Genomic DNA, 18,954 nt, shown 5'->3' with positions numbered 1-18,954 from the left:
GGCGGGTGGTCCGGGCGGGGCGAGTTACAACCTCACCCCTTTCGCAGCGCGCCCAGGTGCGCCTCGATGGCCTTCACAGCCTGGCCGACCCCGTCCTCGGCGGCGATCCGGGCGGCCACCCGAGTCGCGTTGTCGCGCAGCGCGGTATCGGTGGTGGCGCGGCGGAGGGCGTCGGTGAGCCGGTCCTCGGACATCTTCGAGTACGGAATGGTCGCCGGGCTCACGCCCAGATCGATGAGGCGCTGCGCCCAGAACGGCTGATCGGCGTAGACGGGCGCGCCGATGGCCGGGACGCCGGCGCGCAGGCCCGCGGCGGTGGTGCCCGCGCCGCAGTGGTGAACCACCGCGGCCATGCGCGGGAACAGCCAATCGTGCGGGGCCTCACCGATGGTCAGCACGTCGTCGCCGCTGACGTCGAGGTTGAGCCAGCCGCTCTGCACGACGCCGCGTACCCCCGCCCGGCGCAGGGCCCCGGCGATGATCCGGCCGGTGCGGGCGGTGCCTTCCTTGCTGTCGGCCATGCTGCCGAAGCCGATGAACACCGGCGGCGGACCGGCGGCCAGGAATTCGGTCAGTTCGGCGGGGGGTTCCCAGCCGTCGGGGCGCGGCGGCCACCAGTAGCCGGTGACCTCCAGCCCGGTCCGCCAATCGGCCGGGCGCGGTACGACACTGGGGGAGTAGCCGTTGAGCATCGGCCAGCCCGCCGCGGTCCGGGCCCGGCGCAGGTCGTACACCGAGATCGGCGGCAGCCCGAGTTCGCGCCGGAAGAAGGCGACGGTGCCCGCGTAGAAGCGGTCGTTGAACCAGGCCCCGAAATCGGCGGCCAGCCGGTTGCCGCGCGCGCCGAAATCGTAAGCGCCGTAGCCGGACGGAGCGTGCTCGGCGGTGGCGGACAACGGCTGGAATCGCAGCCCGATCGAGGGGATGCCCTTGGCTTCGGCCAGTGCCAGGCCCGCGTATTCCGTCGGCGGCGGCAGCAACAGGACATCCGCGGGCTCGTCGAGCAGCGCCCGGATCATGCCCAGTCCGAGACTGCGAACTCCCTTGGGGGAGGAGAACTTCCAGCCCGCGGAGAGTCGATTGACATCCGGATCGGTCATGTCGATGTCGATATCGTGGGTCATCTCCCGGAACTCGAGCCCGCATCCGGTGATCTGCTCCGCGAACAGGGTGTGCGCGGCCACCACCACCTCGTGCCCCGCGTCGCGCAGCCCCACGCCCAGCCCGGTCAGCGGCGCGATATCGCCGCGACTGCCGATGCCGACCAGAATGATCCTGCTCATCGGACCTCCACACTCTCGATAATGGTCAGCCAGCGGGTGACGATGGCCCGCATCCGATCCGCGCCGATGCCGCCGTCGGGGGAGTGCACCGAATAGTGCACCTGTTCCACGCCTTCGGGCTTGCTGGTGCCCAGGAACAGGCTCATGTCGAACATCCTCAGCCGGGCCTGCTCCCGCGAATGGGCGTCGGGAATCCACACGCCCACGTCACCGAGGAAATTGAAGTAGAACTTCGGCGAGTTGAAGGTCAGGAAATGCGACCAGCTTTCGGGGTGATGCCAGCGCAGCAGCGTGAAATCCTCGGGGTGCGTGGGATATCCGTCGAGGGCGTCGTGCAGCCGGTCACCGAGGGTCCCGGTGGCGGGGCGCAACAGCCACGGGTAGTCGTCGGAGATCCAGGCCACCGTCCGCGACAGGTCGGTGCCGGGCCGCAGGCGACTGTAGCGGCCGTGCTTCTGCACGGTGATGGGCCGGGCCACGCCGGTCGCGTCCTCGATGGCCAAACCCAGTGTGACGAGCAGGATCCGGGTGTAGCTGGCCCCCAGTGCTTCGGGCAGTTCGACCAGCAGGCGCTGTGCCAGCGCGCCGTCGATGACGCCGTCGAAGTGCGCCGACTTGGGGGTGGCGGGCCGGTCCAGGGTGGTCGGTTCGATGTCCGAGGCGGCCAGCCAGTAGTCGCGCTCGCCGACCCGGGTCTTCGCGTACTCGTCGAGGAATTCCGCCCACTCCGATCCGGTGATCGGTTCCGGCGGCAGCGCGATCTCCTCGCCCGCTTCCCATTGCCGGGCGTAGGTGGCGATGTCCTCCCACAGCACCCACATGGAGATGCCGTCGATGGCGATGTGGTGGGCGGTGAACAGCAGGATGTTCACGTCGAAGGAGCGAGTGAGCAGCACCGCGGTGACGATCTTCCCGGCGGTGGGGTCCAGCCGCAGATTGGCGGCGGCGGACTGCTCCTGGATGAGGGTGGCGAGCGCCTCGGCGTCGAGGTCCTCGATGTCGATGGCCCGCACGTCGACGCGGGCGGGGTCGATGACGCCGCCGGATTCGGGCTCGATCTCGCAGGACGCGTTCTCGCCGTAGCTGTATCGGCTGCGCAGCGATTCGTGGGTGTCGATCAGGGTGTTGATCAGCTTCCGCGCGTCCTCGAGGCCCATGCCGACCGGAACCGGGCAGGGGATGGTGACACCGAAGACGGCGGGATTCTCGTCCCAGGTCAGGAACTTCTTGGCGGCGGCCGTCAGCCGCCCGGGGCGCAGATCTGTCATGAACTTCCTCTTGCCGGTTGTCGGGTCATCGAACGGTGGTGAGGGACAGCACGTCCTCGCCAAGCAGGCGCAGGCTGTCCCAGCCCGCCTCGATCGGCAGGCCGCCGATCAGCGGGTTCATCAGGATCTCGGTGCGCCCGGCCGCGATCTGGTCGCGCAGCTGCGCCGGGGTGAGGATCTCCAGATAGCCGTGGGCGCGCAGGGACTCGACCGAATCCGGCACGGCGTCGTGCGGGCGGTGAATGCCCTCGCGACCCCACGACGCGTACTCGCGGATCTCGGTGAGAATGTGCGGGGCGAAGTCGTGCCAGGCCCGATCCGGGTCCTCGTGCAGCAGGGTGTGGCGGCTGTCGGGCTCGGGCTTGTGGATGTAACCGCTTGTGCCGCAGCGGATCAGCTCCCGCTCGTAGAGCTCTTCGACCTCCGGTGCGGGCAAGGGCAGCGCCAGTCCGAGCCCGAAGCGCGCGGCCCGCCGGGCGGTCGCCGGGCTCATTCCGGCGATGAGCAGATGCGGATGCGGCTTGCTGAACGGCTTGGGCGTGACATCGAAGGACTGCCCGCCTCGGTGGACAGGCTCGTCGCGCCAGGCCGCGAGCATGATCTCCAGCGCCTCGTCCATGAGCTTGCCGCGGCGCGTGAAATCCCTTCCGAGCGCGGCATATTCGGCCGGTCGGTACCCGATCGCGGCGAGAATGGTCAGCCGCCCGCCCGCCAGATTGTCGAGCACCGCCAGATCCTCGGCCAGCCGCACCGGGTCGTACAGCGGCACGATCAACGCCCCGATACTGATCCGGATCCGCTCGGTGCGAGCCGCCACCGCCGCCGCCATCAGCAGCGGGGCGGGCAACCACCCGGTGCCCGACCCGTGATGCTCCTCGACATTCACCACCGCGAACCCGACCCGCTCGGCGTACTCGGCCATCTCGAGCGCGGCCCGATACCGCTCGTGATTCCCGGCCCGAGGGTCGTCGACATTGGTCATATTGAGCTTGAGCGCCGCCACCACGTTCATGCCAAGCAATATCGAATGACCCAGTGCCCCAGGACAACCTGCGGAGAAGCCCCAGTCAAGTGCCGTGCCCGGGGGTGCCACCACCGGCAGAGGTGCGCGGCGTGGCGCTGCCACCGATGGGGGTACTCGCCGGTGTGGCGACTACTCCCGGGGTTCGTCGAGCAGGCCGAGTTGCGCTGCGCGCGCCCCGATCTGGAAGCGACTGCGCACGTCGAGGCGGATCATGAGGTCGGCGATGTGGCGGCGGTAGGTGCGCAGGGACATATCGAGGCGGCGGGCGGCGGTCTCGTCGATCAGGCCCAGGTTGAGGGTGTTGAGGACCCTTCGGGCGGTGGGGCTCAGTTCGATGGGGTCGGTGTGGACGCGGCCGGCGAGGCCGTGGCCGGATTGCCAGCTGAGCAGGGCGAATTGGTGCAGGGCGCGGAGCAGGGCCGGTTCGCGGACCAGGTAGGCGTAGGGGTGGTCGGCTCCGGCGCCGCTCCACAGCACCGCGACGGCGCGGTCGAGGATCAGGACGTTGTGGAAGTCGTTGTCGGTGACGCGGATCTGCGCGCCGAGCGAGGATTGGCGCAGCAGCGGTTGGTGGTCGCGGATCTCCAGATAGTCGGGGGAGTAGAGGAGCCGGACCTCCTTGCCCGCGGCCAGCAGGTCGTCGACGACCACCTGACCCAGGCGGAGATGATCGGTGGAGTGGGTAGGGTTCGAGACCGCCACCACCGCCTCGCGCCGGGCGCAGCGGAGCAGGTGGTGGACGTCCTGGTCCCAGTGCCCGTCCTGGCTGAACCGGACGATCCCGGTGGCTGGCTGCCCGGTCACGCCGGTCGGCTGTCGCTGCATCACTTCCCCGATCCTGGCAGGTGACCGGGGGCTTCCCTGGAATCTGGCAGCTTCCTGCCAGCGGGGCGGATCCGGCCCGGCCGATTCCTACCTTCCATTTATGCACATCAGTTTGAGCGAAGAACAGCACCGCCTGCGCAAGCGGCTGCGCGAGTATTTCGCCGACCTCGCCACCCCCGACGTGCGGGCGGCGCTGCGGTCGGGGCCGGGCGGGGAGCACGGCGACGGAACCGTCTACAAGGAGGTGGTGCGCCGGCTGGGCGCGGACGGCTGGCTGGTGCTGGGGTGGCCGGAAGAGCATGGCGGACAAGGACGTTCGATGCTCGACCAGCTCATCTTCCTGGACGAGGCCGCGGCCGCCGGCGTGCCGCTGCCGTACCTGACCGTGAACACCGTCGGGCCGACCATCATGCGCTACGGCACCGAGGAACAGAAGGCCTACTTCCTGCCGCGGATCGCGCGGGGCGACCTGCATTTCTCCATCGGCTATTCGGAGCCGAACGCGGGCACCGACCTGGCCTCGCTGCGCACCCGCGCGGTGCGTGACGGCGACGAGTGGGTGGTCAACGGCGAGAAGATGTGGACCAGCCTCATCGAATACGCCGACTACATCTGGCTGGCCGCGCGCACCGACCCGGCGGCGGGCAAGCACGCCGGGCTGTCGATCTTCATCGTTCCGACCACCGCGCCGGGGTTCTCGTGGACGAAGGTGCACACCATGGCCGGTGTCGGCACCAGCGCCACCTACTACTCCGATGTGCGGGTGCCCGCGGCGAACCTGGTGCACGGGGAGAACCGGGGCTGGGCGCTGATCACCAATCAGCTCAATCACGAACGGGTGGCGCTGGCCTCGGCCGCACCGCTGGAGGAGTCGCTGCGGCAGGTCGTCGCGTGGGCGCGCGCCACCACGCTGCCGGACGGGACCCGGGTCATGGACGCCGAATGGGTGCGTCTGCACCTGGCCCGCGTGCACGCCCATACCGAGTACCTGAAGCTGCGGAACTGGCGGACCGCGTGGGCTGCCGATCGCGGCGAGCTCGGCCCGGCGGACGCCTCGGCCACCAAGGTGTTCGGCACCGAATTCGCCATCGAGGGCTACCGCCTGCTCATGGAGGTGCTCGGGGCCGCGGCCGTGCTGCGCGCGGATTCCCCGGGCGCACTGCTGCTCGGACGACTCGAACGGTTCCATCGCACCGCGCTCATCCTGACCTTCGGCGGCGGGATCAACGAGGTGCAGCGCGACATCATCGCCAAGAACGCCCTCGGGCTGCCCGTCACCCGCTGAGCCGAACACAGGAGCAGGACAATGGATTTCGAATACACCGAGGCGCAGCGGGACCTGTCGGGACTGGCCCGCGAACTGCTCACCGACTGGGCCGGACGGCATCTCCGCCCCGATGACACCGGGTTCGACGCGGAGCTGTGGGGCGCCATGGCCGGCGCGGGACTGCTGGACGCGGCGCTGCCCGAGAAGGCGGGCGGCGGCGGGTACGGGCTGCTCGAACAGTGCAGCGTGCTGATCGAGATCGGCCGGACCGTCGCGCCCGCACCGTATGCCACGAGCATCGCCGTGGTCGCGGCGGCGCTGGCCGAATTCGGCGACCACTCGCAGGTGCGGCGTCGGCTGCGGCCGATATTGCGAGGTGAGAGCACGCTCGCGCCCGCACTCGCCCGCGATTTCGCGTCCTTCGAGGCCGAGCGTGGCGAGAAGGGCTGGCGGGTGCGGGGTTCCCACTCGGTGGTCGCGGCGGGAGCCTTCGCCGACGGCTACCTGATCGAGGCTCGAAGCGGGGCGGACTCGGTTCTGCTCCTGGTGGATCGGGAGGCCGAGGGTGTCACGGTCACCCGGCAGCACGCGGTCAACGGCACCGACGCGGCCCTGCTGGAACTGGATGCCGTCCTGATCCCGCGGGCCGACGCGATCTCAGCGCCCGAAGCGCCCGCGTGGGCCCGTCGCCGCGCGGCCCTGGCCGTCTGCGCCCACCAGTTGGGCGTCCTCGAACGGGCGCTGGAGATTACGGCCGAATACGCCCGCACCAGACAGCAATTCGACAAGCCGATCGGCGCGTTCCAGGCGGTGCGTCAGCGCCTGGCCGACGCCTACATCGATGTCGAGGCCGTCCGCCTGACCCTGTGGCAGGCCGCCTGGCGGGAATCGCACGGCCTGGCAGCGGAATCAGAGATCGACGTGGCGAAGTTCTGGGCGTCCGAGGCGGGTCACCGCGTCGCGCACACGGCCGTCCACGTGCACGCCAGCACCGGCATCTACCTCGACTATCCGATGCAGCGCTATTTCACGGCCGCCAAACGAGCCGAGTTCGAATCGGGGACGGCCACCGCGCACCTGCGCGGCCTCGGTCTGGCCCTGGATGTCCCGGTGTGATCGCGGGTGATGCGGTGGAGCCGTCGCCGCGGTGGGCGACGGCCGTCCGACCCGCATGAACCGAATGCGCACCCCTCGTGACGCACGCGGACATGACCTCATCGCGCGCGGGAACCCCGGAGGTTGCAGCTCCGGGGCGCCCGCGTGGATGCAGGTTCCCACGGGCCGATAAAAAGCGAATAAACGTTCTCTATGAGGGGTCGGGCCCTGGTGAGAACAGGGTCGCGGGGGTCGGGGCGGGCAGTCCGGCGCGGCGGAAGATCTCGGCGGCGTCGGCGTGCTCACGGGCGGCGGCCTCGGCGTCGCCGGTGCGGGCGGTGGCGCGCAGGAACAGGGCCCGGGCCCGGTCGAGGGGGTCGGCCGCCTTGCTCAGCAGTCGCAGGGCCTGAGTCGCCTCGGATTCCGCGGCGGCGTCGTGCCCGGCGCGCAGGTGGATCTGGGCCAGCCGGGTCCGCGCCCAGCCCTCCCACAGGCGCACGCCGTTGCGGTGGGTCATGTGCACCGCGTCGGCCGCCAGCTCGAGCGCGAGCTCGTGGTCGCCGAGCATGGAACGGGTGGCCGCCAATTCGTGGGTGGCCCAGCCCAGTGCGACCGCGTTGGACGACTCCTGGGCCAGCGCGATGGCCCGCTCGGCCACCGCCACCGCCTCGGCGTACTGCCCGGATTCGCACAGGGTGCGGGTGGCCAGCGCCAGGATCCAGGCTTCCAGCGAGCGGTCGTCGAGCGCCCGGGTCCAGGCGATGGCATTGGCGTAGTGCCGGTGCGAGTCCTTGGTATTGCCGACGCGCCGATCCGCCACCCCGAGCAGGATCTCGGCCAGCACCTGCAACCGCCGCTCGGCGTCGTCGGCGGGCTGCGAGATGGGTTGCAGGAATTCGAGACTGGCCTCGACCTCGCCGAGCCCGATCTGCATCATGGCGCCCAGCGCCACCCGCAGCCGCCGGGAGCTGGCGTGGTCGTCGTCCCGGACCGCGGTGTCCAGCAGGGCTTTCAGGCCGTCGGCGAGTTCGCGGGCGCGGCTGCCGGTGTCCATCAGCTCGGCCATCACCCAGGCCAGATCCGCGGCCAGCGCCACCGCCCGGCCGCCCAGCCGGGCCGCCTGCCGGTACAGGGCGATGATCACCGGGCGCTCGATATCGTTCCAGGACTGGCCTTCCGCGCCGCCGGCGAAGGTGTGGCCCGGGACGGTGGTGGGCACCAGCAGCAGGGTGGTGTTGCTGTAATCCAGTGCGCCGAGCAGGTTCTTGGTGCTGGCCAGGTAGTAGTCCAGCAGGCGGGCCACGATCTCGGCCTCGCCCTCACCGGCGTCGTGGCTGCCCGCCAGGCGTGCGGCGAACAGTCGCAGCAGGTCGTGGAAGCGGTAGCGGCCGGGCGCGGGAGTCTCCAGCAGGCTCAGATCGACCAGGGATTCGCACACCAGCTCGGCCTGGGGCACCGGGACACCGAGCAGCGCGGCGGCCCCGTCGACCGGGAAGTCGGGCACATCCGCGCGGGCGAGAGTACGGAAAGCTCTGGCCTGCTCGGTGTTCAGCTGGCCGTACCCGAGCCGGAAGGCGGCCTCCAAGGTGAGGTCGCCGGTCTGCAGGACCTCCAGCCGCTGGTTCTCATCGGCCAGCCGCGCCACCAGGGAGGCGATGGTCCACTGCGGCCGCACCGCGAGCCGCGCGCCGACGATCCGCACCGCCAGTGGCAGGCACGCGCACTGCTCGATCACCGCGAACGCCGCGTCCTGTTCGGCGGCAACGCGTTCGGCGCCGAGGATGCGGGTCAGCAGGGTCATGGCCTCGACGGGTTCGAGGACGTCGAGGCGGGTGCGGCGGACCGCGGGCAGCTCGGTGAGCGCGGAGCGGCTGGTGATCAGGACCGCGGTGCCGGGCGTGCCGGGCAGCAGCGGCGACACCTGGGCGACGTCGCGGGCATTGTCGAGGACCATGAGAATCCGCTTGTCGCTCAACAGGGTTCGCAGGTGCGCGGCCCGATCGTCGACGGCGGGCGGGATATCGCCCTCGGCGACCCCGAGGCCGCGCAGGAATCCGCCCAGGGCGTCGCCGGTGGGCAGCGGGTCGGGGTCCACGCCGCGCAGGTTCACATACAGCTGGCCGTCGGGGAATCGGTCGCGCACCTGGTGGGCGACGTGCAGGGCCAGGGTGGTCTTGCCGACCCCGCCCATGCCGCCGACCGCGGAGATGGCCACCGCCGGCCCGCCGCCGGTGAGCTGGGCCGCGATCTGTTCGGCCACCCGGGAACGACCGGTGAAATCGGCGATGTCGGGCGGCAATTGGGCCGGGGCGAGCCGGGCGGGGGCCGGGCGCGCCACGCTCGGCAGGTCGGCGCGCAGGATGCGGGCGTGCACCTCGCTCAGTTCCGGGCCGGGCTCCACGCCGACGCCGTCGACCAAAGCGCGGCGGGCGCGGCCGTATTCGTCGAGCGCCTCGGCCTGGCGGCCGCAGTGGTAGAGGGCGGTCATGAGCAGCGCGCGGAAGCGTTCCCGCAGCGGATGTTCCTCGATGAGCGGGCCCAGTTCGGCGACCGCCTCGGCGCTGCGGCCGGTTTCGATGTCGAGGGCGAGCCGGTCCTCGAGGATGGACAGCCGCCACTGCTCGAGCCGGGCGCGCTGGCGTTCGGCGTACGGGCCGGGCAGACCGCCGAGAGCCGCGCCCTGCCAGCGGGACAGCGCCGAATCGAGGGTGCCGCGGGCGCTGTCGGGGTCCTCGTGCCGCAGTCGTTCGGCGGCCGCGACCTGGCCCGCGACGTCGTGAATGTCGGTGCGGCCGGGCGGTAGTCGCAGCACGTAGCCGTCGCCGACGGAGACCAGCAGGCTGGAGGGTCCGCGATTGGCGCGGTCGGGTTCGAGTTCGCGGCGGAGTTTGGCGACGTGGGTGCGCAGCGCGGGGACGGCGCGCAGCACCGGGTCCTCGCCCCAGATGCCCTCGACGAGTTCGGCGGCCGTGACCGCCTTGCCCTCGCGCAGCAACAGTGCGGCGAGCACCGCCCGCCGTTGTGGCGGGCCCAGATCCAGGGGCGTGTCCCCGCGCCATGCGCGGACCTCGCCCAGTACCGAGAACCTCAGCAAACCGACCTCCCCGTTCGGCAGTCTAGAGGGGCCGAGCCGCCGTCGATCAGCCGCCTGTCCTGCACCGATCCTCACCTTTCGTCGCTCCGGAACCGGGCCCGCCGCCGCAGACCGCCTACATCCTGCGCGCCACCAGGCCGATTGGTGGGCCATTGGCCGGTTCCAAGCCGCCGGACCGACTCTGATCGTGGGCGACGAACCGGACGCCCCCGAATCCCTGGAGGCATCCCATGCGGTTGAAGTCCGCCGCCGTCATCGCCGTCTGCGCCCTGTCGCTGGGCATGGCCGCCTGCGAGGCGGGGCACACGTCCACCGGTCCCGGCGGCGTCGGCACGCCCGCGGTGACCGGTGACCCGATGGTCGACCAGCAGCGCGGCCGCTAGCACTCGTGGCCACCACCGAGTGATCGACTGTCGCCGAACCGATATCGCGCGGTCGTCCGCCACGCCGATCGAAACCGGACGGCCCCTATCGGTGCCCCGTAATCTGGGGAGGTGGCAATCGGTGACACGTCGCGCGGTGCGGCGCGGCCCGGAATCGCGTTGGCCACGGTCACCGCGGTCCTGTTCGTGACCTTCCTCGACACGACCGTCGTCAGCGTCGCGCTGGCCGACATCCGCTCGGATCTGAGCACCGATGTCCAGCTGCTGCAATGGGTCGTCAACGCCTACACGCTGGTGTTCGCGAGCCTGATGCTCGCCGCCGGATCACTCGGCGACCGGTGGGGCCGCAAACGGGTGATGGTGATCGGCCTGGTGATCTTCGGTGCGGGATCGGTGATCTCGGCGCTCGCCACGAGCGTGCCGGTGCTGATTCTCGGGCGGGCGGTCATGGGCGTGGGGGCGGCCGCGTCCGAGCCGGGCACGTTGTCGGTGCTGCGGCAGGTGTTCCCCGACGCCCGAATCCGCGCGAAGGCGCTGGGAGTGTGGGCGGCGGTGTCCGGGCTGGCGCTGGCCGCGGGGCCGGTGCTCGGCGGGGCGCTCGTCGGGGCGTGGGGGTGGCGGTCGATCTTCTGGTTCAACCTGATCATCGGGGTCGTGGTGCTGGCGGCCGCGCTGCGGTACGTGCCCGAGAGCGCGGATCCGCAACCGGGGCAGATGGATTGGCTCGGATCGCTGCTCGGCGCGATCTTCCTGAGCGCGGTGATCTTCGCGGCGATCACGGGGGAGAGCAAGGGGTATGACGCGCCGTCGGTCATCGCGCTGTTCGTGGTGGGGGCGGTCGCGTTCGTGGCGTTCCTGATCGTCGAGACGCGAGTCCGCAACCCGGTCTTCGATTTCCGGTATCTGCGGCTGCCGCCGGTGCGCAGTGCGCTGGTGGTCGCGTTCGCGGTGTACTTCGGGGTCTTCTCGATCTTCTTCTTCACCGCGCTCTATCTGCAGGTGATGATCCACTATTCGGCCGGGCGCACGGCGGCGGTGTTCGCGCCGATGGCGGTCGCCATCGTGGCGGGGTCGCTGGCGGCGGGGTTCTGGGTGGCGCGCAGCGGGGCGCGGATGCCGATGATCGTGGGGTGTGTGCTGGGGGCGGGCGGGATTCTGCTGACCCGGCATTCGCTGGACGGCACGGTCGAATTCACGCCGCTCGCGATCACGCTGGCGGTGGCCGGGCTCGGGTTCGGGATCGCGGTGGTGCCGTTGACCTCGGCTGTGCTGACCGGGGTTCCCGCCGAGCATTCGGGGATGGCTGCTGCGGCCACCAACACCATGCGGCAGGTAGGCGCGGCCGTGGGGGTCGCGGTACTCGGGTCGCTGGTCAACGGGTTCCTCACCGCCGACCTCCGCGCTCGTATGACCGAGCTGGGGCTGCCGGACAACCTGCAGCCGATCGCCATCGACGCGGTGGAACGTGGGCGCATCCCCGCAGGCGTCGACCTGGCCACAGCGCTGAAATACGCCCCGCACGTGAACGAGGTTCTGCAGACGGCGACGGTCGCCTTCCATCACGGACTGGATGTGGCACTGCTGGTTTCGGCCGTGATGATCCTGGCCGCGGCGGTCTTCGTAGCCGTCAGCCGCTTCGGTCCGGTACGAAAATAACTGGCGCGAGACAGCTTCCGCCAGGCAGCATGTCTCGCATGTTCCCGCAGTCCATCGCCGCATACCCCGCAGTCGCGGGTGCGATGGCTGCTGCCCTGGTGGCATCCGCATTCGACGGCGCACGACGCTGACCTTCTCCGGGACGTCCCGGGACCTCAGACGGGGAAGGTCGGCTCGCTGCTGAGGTCCCCTCGAACATCCCGGATGGAGAATTCATCATGGCCAAGCAGGCCTATGTCCGCACCAAGCCGCACCTGAACATCGGCACCATGGGTCACGTCGACCACGGCAAGACCACCCTGACCGCCGCCATCACCAAGGTGCTGGCGGAGCGCGGCGGCACCGCCTTCGTGCCCTTCGACCGCATCGACCGGGCGCCGGAGGAGATCGAGCGCGGCATCACCATCAATATCGCCCACGTCGAATACGAGACGGCGACACGGCATTACGCGCACGTGGACATGCCGGGGCACGCCGACTTCGTGAAGAACATGATCACCGGCGCGGCCCAGCTCGACGGGGCCATCCTGGTGGTGTCGGCGGACGACGGCGTGATGCCGCAGACCGCCGAGCATGTGCTGCTGGCGCGGCAGGTGGGCGTCGAGCACATCGTCGTCGCGCTCAACAAGTCCGACGTCGCCGACGGCGAGCTGCTGGAGCTGATCGAGCTGGAGGTGCGAGAGCTGTTGTCCGCCAACGGCTACGACGGCGACGGCGTACCCGTGGTGCCGGTATCCGGGCTGCGGGCGCTGGAGGGCGACCCGCACTGGTCCGACCAACTGGTGCGGCTGCTCGACGCCGTCGACGAGTACGTGCCCATGCCGGAGCGCTACCTCGACGCGCCGTTCCTCATGCCCGTGGAGAACGTCCTCACCATCACCGGCCGCGGCACCGTGGTGACGGGGGCGGTGGAGCGCGGCGTGGTCCGGATGGGCGACAAGGTCGCGGTGCTGGGCTACGGCGGCGCGATCGAAGCCGTGGTCACCGGCGTCGAAACCTTCGGCCGCACCATGGAATCGGCCGAGGCCGGCGACAATGTGGCGCTGCTGCTGCGCGGCGTGCAGCGTGGTCAGGTGGCGCGCGGCCAGGTGGTCGCGGCGGTGGGCAGCATCGCCGTGCACACCGGGTTCACCGCGCGCGTCCGGCTGCTGACCGCCGCGCAGGGCGGCCGGCGCACGCCCATCGCCAGCGGCTACCGCCCGCAGTTCTTCGTCCGCACGGGCGACGTCTCCGGGCAGGTGACGCTGCCGGAGGGGCGCGCCATGCCGGGCGACACCGTCGAGTTGGCGGTGACCCTGGACCGCGCGGTCCCGCTGGAACCGGGGCTGGGATTCGCTGTGCGCGAAGGCAACCTGACGGTCGCCGCGGGCACGGTGCTCACGGTCGACGGGTAGGCGGCGCGTGAGAGTGGTCGAGGGCGGATCGAATCCGTCCTCGACCACGATCACCCGATGTGGATGTGCGCCTCGTTCCACTGGGAGCAGTCCGAGGACCCGTACCAGTGGGTTGTGCAGCCCTGAACCTTCACCGTGTACGTGGTGTTGCTGTGGCCGTTGTTGATCGTGGTGGAACCGTAGCGGCCGCTGCCGCGCTCGTACTGCGACTCCGCGCGGCCCGGGCGACCCCAGCGGAAGTTGTAGACGTCGTAGCCGTGATCGCCCTTCCAGGCGACGTGGATCACCCCGTCGCGAGCCCACAGCTCGGTGATGCACGGCCGGTCGTACGGGCAGCCGATGACATCGCCCTCGAACGTGCCGGGACCGGCCGAAGCCGTCGCCGGCAGCATGGTCATACCCAGCGCCGCGATCGGGACCGCGGCCGCCATCAGGAACTTCTGCTTCATACCGCGAGGGTCCGCGCACCCGCCAACCCGCGACCAACGAACCACTAACGGCCGAGGAATGGCCGGGATTCTCTGGTCCGGCGCCGCGATCGTCCACAACCATGGGTCCATGGAACGAGGGCACTACGGTGACGATCATCTGGCATTCGCCGAGCTGGCGAGGGGATTCGTGCGCAAGGAAGTCGCGCCGCACTACCTGGGATGGGAAGAGGCCGGGATCGTGCCGCGGTCGGTGTTCGCGCGGGCCGGAGACCTGGGTCTGATCGGATTCGCGGTGCCGCAGAGCTACGGCGGGCTGGGCGTCGCGGACTTCCGGTTCAACCAGATCCTCATCGAGGAATTCATGGAAGCCGACTGCGCGGGAGTCGGCCTGAACTTCGCGCTGCACAATGACATCTGCACGCCGTACCTAGTGGATCTGACGACCGAGGAACAGCGGGAGCGGTGGCTGCCGGGGTTCGTGGCGGGAACCCGGATCGCGGCCATCGGCATGACCGAACCGGGCGCGGGATCGGATGTCGCCGGAATCCGCACGGCGGCAGTCGATATGGGCGATCACTTCGTGGTGAACGGTGCGAAGACGTTCATCACCAACGGCATCAACGCGGATCTGGTGATCACGGCGGTCCGGACCTCGGCCGAACGCCACGCGGGGGTGACCGTGATGGTGCTCGAGCGCGGCATGGAGGGCTTCGAGCGTGGCCGCAACCTCGACAAGCTCGGTTTGCACTCGCAGGACACGGCCGAGCTCAGCTTCACCGATGTCCGGGTGCCCAAGGAGAACGTGCTCGGGGAGGTGGGGCGCGGATTCACTTACCTGATGCGGAACCTCCCGCAGGAACGGATGCAGATCGCCGTCGCCTGTCTGGCGCGAGCCCGGGTCGCCTTGCGGAGGACTATCGAATATGTCGGGGAGCGTGAGGCTTTCGGGCAGCAGATCGGGGCGTTCCAGAACACCAAGTTCACGCTCGCCGACGTGGCTACCGAGGTGTCGGTGGCGGAAGCGTTCATCGACAAGTGCGTGCTGGAGTTGAATGCGGGGCGGTTGACGCCTGCTGATGCCGCCAAGGCCAAACTGTGGGCCTCGGAGATGGAATTCCGGTGCATCGACCGGTGCCAGCAGCTGTTCGGAGGCTATGGGTACATGCGCGAGTACCCGATCGCGCGGATGGCTGCGGATGCGCGGATCACTCGGGTGTACGGCGGGACTTCCGAAATCATGCGGGAGATTATCGGACGGGGTTTGCGGCTTACCGAACGGTCGTAATAGTTCGTTGGAAATCTCAAAAGACCTGCTACACATGGTAATTCGATCACAGATGAAGGGTGCAATTGATAGAATAGAGGCATGAAATCGGGCGGGCCGAATCTCAGCGAGGACATCACGGTGGGCGATGCCACCGGTGTGGTGTTCGATGCTGTGGACGTCCTGCTCAATGACTCCCTTGATCCGATCTCGGATGAGGATCTCGTGGAATTGATGCGGGATTGGGAGACCACACGCCGTCGGATGGCCGCGTTCGAGCACAAGCTGGTTCGGGAGATCGAGACTCGGAACCTGCCCGAGAAGGCCGGGGTGAAAAGGGTTTCGAAGTACCTCGAACAGACTCTGCGCCTCGGCCACGCCGAAGCGTGCGCGCGGGTGCGTGCGGCGGAACAGCTCGGGATGCGGCAGACCGGTGGTGAGGTGTTGGAGCCCCGGCTGCCGTGGACTGCCGCCTATCAGCAGATGGGCATGGTGTCGGTGGATTCCGCGCGGCGGATCGCGCAGATCATGGACCGCATTCCCGCCGAAATCGACGTCGAGGATCGGGATCTCGCCGAATTCGAGTTGGCGAGCTTCGCCGCGCAGTCCACGCCGGATGACCTGCCCAAGATCGGTGACCGGATCCTCGGGTACCTCGACCCGGATGGCCGGTTCACCCGGGAGGTGGATCGGCAGCGGCGTCGTGGGCTGACGCTCGGCAAGCAGGGTGTGGACGGGATGTCGGTGATCAGCGCGCAAGTGACGCCCGCGCTGCGTGCTGTGCTGGACCCGATCTTCGCCAGCCTGGCCCGGCCGGGCATGTGCAATGGTGATGATGCTGAAAGCCCTTGGACCACAGAAGGGCTCGACGACGAAGCCCTTGCTGGGTTGGAGCGGGCCGCACGGCGAGATCCTCGTACGGCCGCTCAGCGCAACCACGATGCGCTGCTGGCGTTCCTGCGCCCCGAAATGGGTCCGGAGAACACCGGTCAGCACCGGGGCCTGCCCGTCTCCACGATCATCACCATGTCGCTCGCGGAGGTCGAGGCCGCCGCCGGTGTTGCCACCACCGCCTCGGGCGGGACCGTTCCGCTGGAAGAGGCTTTGCAGCTCGCCCAGAAGTCCAAGCCGTTCCTGGCGATCTTCGATCACGCCGGACGCCCCCTGCACCTGGGCCGCGCCAAGCGCCTCGCCAACGCCGCCCAGCGCATGGCCCTGATCGCCACCGAACGCGGTTGCACCCGCCCGGGCTGCAGTGCCCCCGCCACCTTGACCCAGGTTCACCACGTCACCGAATGGAACAAGGGCGGCAAGACCGACATCGAAAACCTGACCCTGGCCTGCGATGCCTGCCACGCCCTGATCCACGACGGACCGGGCGGCTGGAAAACCGTTGCCATGCCCAAGGATTCAGAACACGCGGGCCGCACCGGCTGGATACCGCCAGCTCACATCGATCCCAGCCGAACCCCGCAGGTCAACGACCGCCACCACGCGGGCGAGCTGATGGCCGCCTCCCTCGCGCGCCTCCGCGACCGCACCCGCCCACCGGTCAAATGGTGGTCACGCCGCTGATGCCAGTCCGAGCCTCACCAAAGGTGGGGCCCTTCGGGCTGCGTCCACCAACCCATCCCTTCGTTTTCCCCGGGATGATGCGCGGCCGAGCCGTGAGTGGGGCTGGTAGGTGAGGGGGCCTCGCAAGCTCGGCCACCCTCTTCCTTCTCCAGGCGTCTTTTGTCTTTGGTCTCTTACCGTTTGAGCCCTTGAGCCGCTGCAATCACACGCTCCATAACGCCCCGCGGAAGCACCCGACGAATCGCGAACATCAATGGCGCATTGCTTCCCACCGCGTACAGCGGCTTCGGCCGATCGGAGTTCACCGCCGCCACAATGGTTTCCGCCACCTGGGCCGGCGCAATGCCTTTGCTCATCTGAGCATCGAGGCGGGCCATGAATTTGGTGAAGTCCGCGGCGTGCGGTGACCCATCGGCGATGTACTTGGCCCGACGCTCACTCAGCCCGGTATCGATCTGACCGGGCTCGACGGTAGTGATCCAAACACCGAACGGAGACTCCTCGAACCGCGCGGCGGTCGCGAACCCGCGCACGGCCGCTTTGGTCGCCACGTAGGACGAGCGGTACGGCATCGGAAAGCTCCCGAGCATGGAGCCGACCATGACGATCCGCCCATACCCACGCTCACGCATGCCGGGCAACACCGCCTGGGTCAACGCCACAGGCCCGAAAACATTGAGCTGGAACAGTCTTTCGATCGCTTCACGGGGCAGGTCGGACAGCGGCCCGGCCTGACTCTCCCCGGCATTGTTGATCAGCACATCGATCGCCCCGAGCTCGGCCGCGAACCGCTCGATCGACTCCAGGTCGGTGATATCGAGCGCACGGTACTCGACGCCGGGCACCCGGTCGGCCTCGGCGAGGTTGTCGGGATTGCGGCTGGTGCCGATCACCTTGTGTCCGCGGGCCGCGAAGGCCGCGGCGGTGGCCTTGCCGATGCCGGAGGACGCGCCGGTGACGACCACGGTGCGGGTCGATGAGCTGCTCATACCGTGCACGTTATCGGGTGCGTCGGCAGCGTGCTTGGCGGCGTTCGGAGGCGCATTCGTCGGTAACCGAGCGAATGCCGAGCCAGATGCCGACGCCGAATGCGGGGGCCGCGAGCATGGGTAGTAGCAGGATCGCGGTGGAACTCATGGTGGGCAGACCTCGATTGCTGGTCGTCGTCCGAACCGGTTGTGGGTGAATCGCACCGGCGCATCGGCTGTTACGTGACGAATCGTGTTCCGCGCGTCGCGCGCATCACCGCTGCGCGATCAAAAATGTCGGATGCGCCACACCGGGCGGTCTCTCGTTGATATGTTGCGCCAACCCGATGGGGAACAGACATTTGGGTCGGGAGTAGTCGAAGAGGACAAAGCGCACATGCTCGACTGGGATCTAGCCAGGCACACGGCCGGCGTGCACATTTTGACCCGGCTCGCCAATGAGAGAGGGATGCCGGCGGGGGAGTGCCTCGCCGGAGCGGGACTGGCGCCTGAATCGGTGGTCGAACAGACCACGGAAGTGACGGCGCGGCAAGAACTTGCGGTGGTGCGGAATCTCCTCGCCCGGTTCGGCCGGGAATCGGGACTGGGCGTGGAGGCGGGGACGCGGTATCACGTGTCGCTGTCGGGGCCCTGGGGTCTGGCCCTGCTGGCCAGCCGGACCATGCGGGACGCGATCGTGGTGGCGCCGGGATACGTCGAGCTGGCCTTCACGTTCGGGCAGGTGACCTTCGAGGAAGTAGACGGTGAAGGGCGGCTGCGGTTCGACGACCGGGACGTTCCCGAGGACGTGCGCGGCTTCCTGGCCGAACGGGTCCTGGCCGGAATCCAGATGCTCGGCCGTGAGCTGTACTCGGTGAACGTACCGGTACGCCGCGTCAGTTTCCGGCACGCCGCACCGCCCGATACCAGCCGCTACCGGTCGGTTTTCGGCGTCGAGCCGCTGTTCGGAACCAACGTCGACGAACTCGCCTTCGACTCGTCGTACCTGGACGTCGTCCTGCCGCAACCGACCGAACAGGCCCGCAGCACCTGCGAACAGATGTGCCAGGAACTGCTGGCGCGCCGCTACGTCCGGTCCGGTTTCGCGGCCGTCGTACGCGGCGTCCTCATCCGCGATCCGGGCGTGATCCCGGATCAGTCGGCCGTGGCGGCCGGGCTGTTCGTCAGCCCGCGCACCCTGTCGCGTCGGCTCAACGAGGAGGGCACCTCGTTCCGCGCCCTGCTCGACGAGGTGCGCCAAGCCCTCTCGGAGGAACTGCTGGACCGCACCGACATGACCACCGAACAGGTGGCGGCCCGCCTGGGCTACGCCGAGGCGGCGTCCTTCATCCGCGCCTTCCGGCGCTGGCAGGGCTGCCCACCGCAGGAGTACCGCGCGCGAGGGCGCACCCCGGAACTCGTCTAGG

General features: G+C 69.3%; 16 protein-coding genes. 8 read left to right on the top strand and 8 right to left on the bottom strand.

From position 1 onward, the window contains the following. Window positions 1-32 precede the first annotated feature (32 nt). The 4 genes from ACQP06_RS22240 to ACQP06_RS22225 form a co-directional block, all read right to left on the bottom strand. Complete coding sequence (locus tag ACQP06_RS22240; protein WP_433666416.1) at window positions 33-1,283, bottom strand: glycosyltransferase; 1,251 nt, start codon at window positions 1,281-1,283, stop codon at window positions 33-35. Then, on the bottom strand, window positions 1,280-2,551 hold the full coding sequence (locus ACQP06_RS22235; RefSeq protein ID WP_433666415.1) for a condensation domain-containing protein: 1,272 nt from the start codon (window positions 2,549-2,551) through the stop codon (window positions 1,280-1,282). The genes ACQP06_RS22240 and ACQP06_RS22235 overlap by 4 nt, the downstream gene beginning before the upstream one ends. Before the next feature lie 25 nt (window positions 2,552-2,576). Then, window positions 2,577-3,563, bottom strand: a complete 987-nt coding sequence (locus ACQP06_RS22230; RefSeq protein WP_433666414.1) for an LLM class flavin-dependent oxidoreductase — start codon at window positions 3,561-3,563, stop codon at window positions 2,577-2,579. A gap of 141 nt (window positions 3,564-3,704) precedes the next feature. Continuing rightward, entirely contained in the window at window positions 3,705-4,400 is a 696-nt protein-coding gene (locus ACQP06_RS22225) for a hypothetical protein (RefSeq protein WP_433666413.1), read from the bottom strand. A gap of 100 nt (window positions 4,401-4,500) precedes the next feature. Between ACQP06_RS22225 and ACQP06_RS22220 the strand changes: the two genes are divergently transcribed. Together ACQP06_RS22220 and ACQP06_RS22215 are read left to right on the top strand one after the other, a co-directional pair. Further along, complete coding sequence (locus tag ACQP06_RS22220) at window positions 4,501-5,685, top strand: acyl-CoA dehydrogenase family protein (RefSeq protein WP_433666412.1); 1,185 nt, start codon at window positions 4,501-4,503, stop codon at window positions 5,683-5,685. Window positions 5,686-5,706: 21 nt separating this feature from the next. After that, window positions 5,707-6,783 (top strand): acyl-CoA dehydrogenase family protein, encoded by a 1,077-nt coding sequence (locus ACQP06_RS22215; protein ID WP_433666411.1) that lies wholly within the window; start codon window positions 5,707-5,709, stop codon window positions 6,781-6,783. A gap of 190 nt (window positions 6,784-6,973) precedes the next feature. Here the strand turns inward: ACQP06_RS22215 and ACQP06_RS22210 are convergent, their stop codons facing one another. Beyond that, window positions 6,974-9,856, bottom strand: a complete 2,883-nt coding sequence (locus ACQP06_RS22210) for a BTAD domain-containing putative transcriptional regulator (RefSeq protein WP_433666410.1) — start codon at window positions 9,854-9,856, stop codon at window positions 6,974-6,976. Window positions 9,857-10,086: 230 nt separating this feature from the next. Here ACQP06_RS22210 and ACQP06_RS22205 point away from each other — a divergent pair, with 230 nt between their 5' ends. From ACQP06_RS22205 to tuf, 3 genes are all read left to right on the top strand, one after another. Continuing rightward, window positions 10,087-10,239 (top strand): hypothetical protein, encoded by a 153-nt coding sequence (locus ACQP06_RS22205; RefSeq protein ID WP_433666409.1) that lies wholly within the window; start codon window positions 10,087-10,089, stop codon window positions 10,237-10,239. Window positions 10,240-10,350: 111 nt separating this feature from the next. Continuing rightward, window positions 10,351-11,895 (top strand): MFS transporter, encoded by a 1,545-nt coding sequence (locus ACQP06_RS22200; RefSeq protein WP_433666408.1) that lies wholly within the window; start codon window positions 10,351-10,353, stop codon window positions 11,893-11,895. A gap of 218 nt (window positions 11,896-12,113) precedes the next feature. Beyond that, window positions 12,114-13,289 carry an elongation factor Tu gene (gene tuf, locus ACQP06_RS22195; RefSeq protein ID WP_357084438.1) on the top strand — a complete coding sequence of 392 codons (1,176 nt, stop codon included), beginning with the start codon at window positions 12,114-12,116 and terminating at the stop codon, window positions 13,287-13,289. 50 nt (window positions 13,290-13,339) lie between these two features. On the opposite strand, the gene ACQP06_RS22190 is transcribed toward tuf, so the two are convergent. Next, window positions 13,340-13,738, bottom strand: coding sequence for a hypothetical protein (locus ACQP06_RS22190; protein ID WP_433666407.1), 399 nt, complete (start codon window positions 13,736-13,738; stop codon window positions 13,340-13,342). Between the two features lie 109 nt (window positions 13,739-13,847). Here ACQP06_RS22190 and ACQP06_RS22185 point away from each other — a divergent pair, with 109 nt between their 5' ends. Then, window positions 13,848-15,005 carry an acyl-CoA dehydrogenase family protein gene (locus ACQP06_RS22185; protein ID WP_433666406.1) on the top strand — a complete coding sequence of 386 codons (1,158 nt, stop codon included), beginning with the start codon at window positions 13,848-13,850 and terminating at the stop codon, window positions 15,003-15,005. A gap of 81 nt (window positions 15,006-15,086) precedes the next feature. Next, entirely contained in the window at window positions 15,087-16,559 is a 1,473-nt protein-coding gene (locus ACQP06_RS22180; RefSeq protein ID WP_433666405.1) for a DUF222 domain-containing protein, read from the top strand. A gap of 173 nt (window positions 16,560-16,732) precedes the next feature. Here the strand turns inward: ACQP06_RS22180 and ACQP06_RS22175 are convergent, their stop codons facing one another. Then, window positions 16,733-17,548, bottom strand: a complete 816-nt coding sequence (locus ACQP06_RS22175; RefSeq protein WP_433673401.1) for an SDR family oxidoreductase — start codon at window positions 17,546-17,548, stop codon at window positions 16,733-16,735. A gap of 10 nt (window positions 17,549-17,558) precedes the next feature. Continuing rightward, the gene (locus ACQP06_RS22170; RefSeq protein WP_379280525.1) at window positions 17,559-17,696 is read right to left on the bottom strand and encodes a hypothetical protein; all 138 of its coding nucleotides are present in this window, start codon (window positions 17,694-17,696) and stop codon (window positions 17,559-17,561) included. 132 nt (window positions 17,697-17,828) lie between these two features. Here ACQP06_RS22170 and ACQP06_RS22165 point away from each other — a divergent pair, with 132 nt between their 5' ends. Continuing rightward, window positions 17,829-18,953: an AraC family transcriptional regulator gene (locus tag ACQP06_RS22165; RefSeq protein WP_433666404.1), complete on the top strand. Its 1,125-nt coding sequence runs from the start codon at window positions 17,829-17,831 to the stop codon at window positions 18,951-18,953. Window position 18,954: the final 1 nt, after the last annotated feature.

Source organism: Nocardia sp. CA-136227 (assembly GCF_050955695.1).
Classification (GTDB): Bacteria; Actinomycetota; Actinomycetes; order Mycobacteriales; family Mycobacteriaceae; genus Nocardia.
Note: the sequence above shows the minus strand (reverse complement) of the source record. Positions and strands in the feature narration are given on the sequence as shown.

What these genes read in the sequence shown, in the direction of transcription:
- ACQP06_RS22240 (WP_433666416.1), bottom strand. Translation starts at nt 1,283, where the DNA reads ATGAGCAGGATCATTCTGGTCGGCATCGGCAGTCGCGGCGATATCGCG.
- ACQP06_RS22235 (WP_433666415.1), bottom strand. Translation starts at nt 2,551, where the DNA reads ATGACAGATCTGCGCCCCGGGCGGCTGACGGCCGCCGCCAAGAAGTTC.
- ACQP06_RS22230 (WP_433666414.1), bottom strand. Translation starts at nt 3,563, where the DNA reads ATGAACGTGGTGGCGGCGCTCAAGCTCAATATGACCAATGTCGACGAC.
- ACQP06_RS22225 (WP_433666413.1), bottom strand. Translation starts at nt 4,400, where the DNA reads ATGCAGCGACAGCCGACCGGCGTGACCGGGCAGCCAGCCACCGGGATC.
- ACQP06_RS22220 (WP_433666412.1), top strand. Translation starts at nt 4,501, where the DNA reads ATGCACATCAGTTTGAGCGAAGAACAGCACCGCCTGCGCAAGCGGCTG.
- ACQP06_RS22215 (WP_433666411.1), top strand. Translation starts at nt 5,707, where the DNA reads ATGGATTTCGAATACACCGAGGCGCAGCGGGACCTGTCGGGACTGGCC.
- ACQP06_RS22205 (WP_433666409.1), top strand. Translation starts at nt 10,087, where the DNA reads ATGCGGTTGAAGTCCGCCGCCGTCATCGCCGTCTGCGCCCTGTCGCTG.
- tuf (WP_357084438.1), top strand. Translation starts at nt 12,114, where the DNA reads ATGGCCAAGCAGGCCTATGTCCGCACCAAGCCGCACCTGAACATCGGC.
- ACQP06_RS22190 (WP_433666407.1), bottom strand. Translation starts at nt 13,738, where the DNA reads ATGAAGCAGAAGTTCCTGATGGCGGCCGCGGTCCCGATCGCGGCGCTG.
- ACQP06_RS22185 (WP_433666406.1), top strand. Translation starts at nt 13,848, where the DNA reads ATGGAACGAGGGCACTACGGTGACGATCATCTGGCATTCGCCGAGCTG.
- ACQP06_RS22180 (WP_433666405.1), top strand. Translation starts at nt 15,087, where the DNA reads ATGAAATCGGGCGGGCCGAATCTCAGCGAGGACATCACGGTGGGCGAT.
- ACQP06_RS22175 (WP_433673401.1), bottom strand. Translation starts at nt 17,548, where the DNA reads ATGAGCAGCTCATCGACCCGCACCGTGGTCGTCACCGGCGCGTCCTCC.
- ACQP06_RS22170 (WP_379280525.1), bottom strand. Translation starts at nt 17,696, where the DNA reads ATGAGTTCCACCGCGATCCTGCTACTACCCATGCTCGCGGCCCCCGCA.
- ACQP06_RS22165 (WP_433666404.1), top strand. Translation starts at nt 17,829, where the DNA reads ATGCGCCACACCGGGCGGTCTCTCGTTGATATGTTGCGCCAACCCGAT.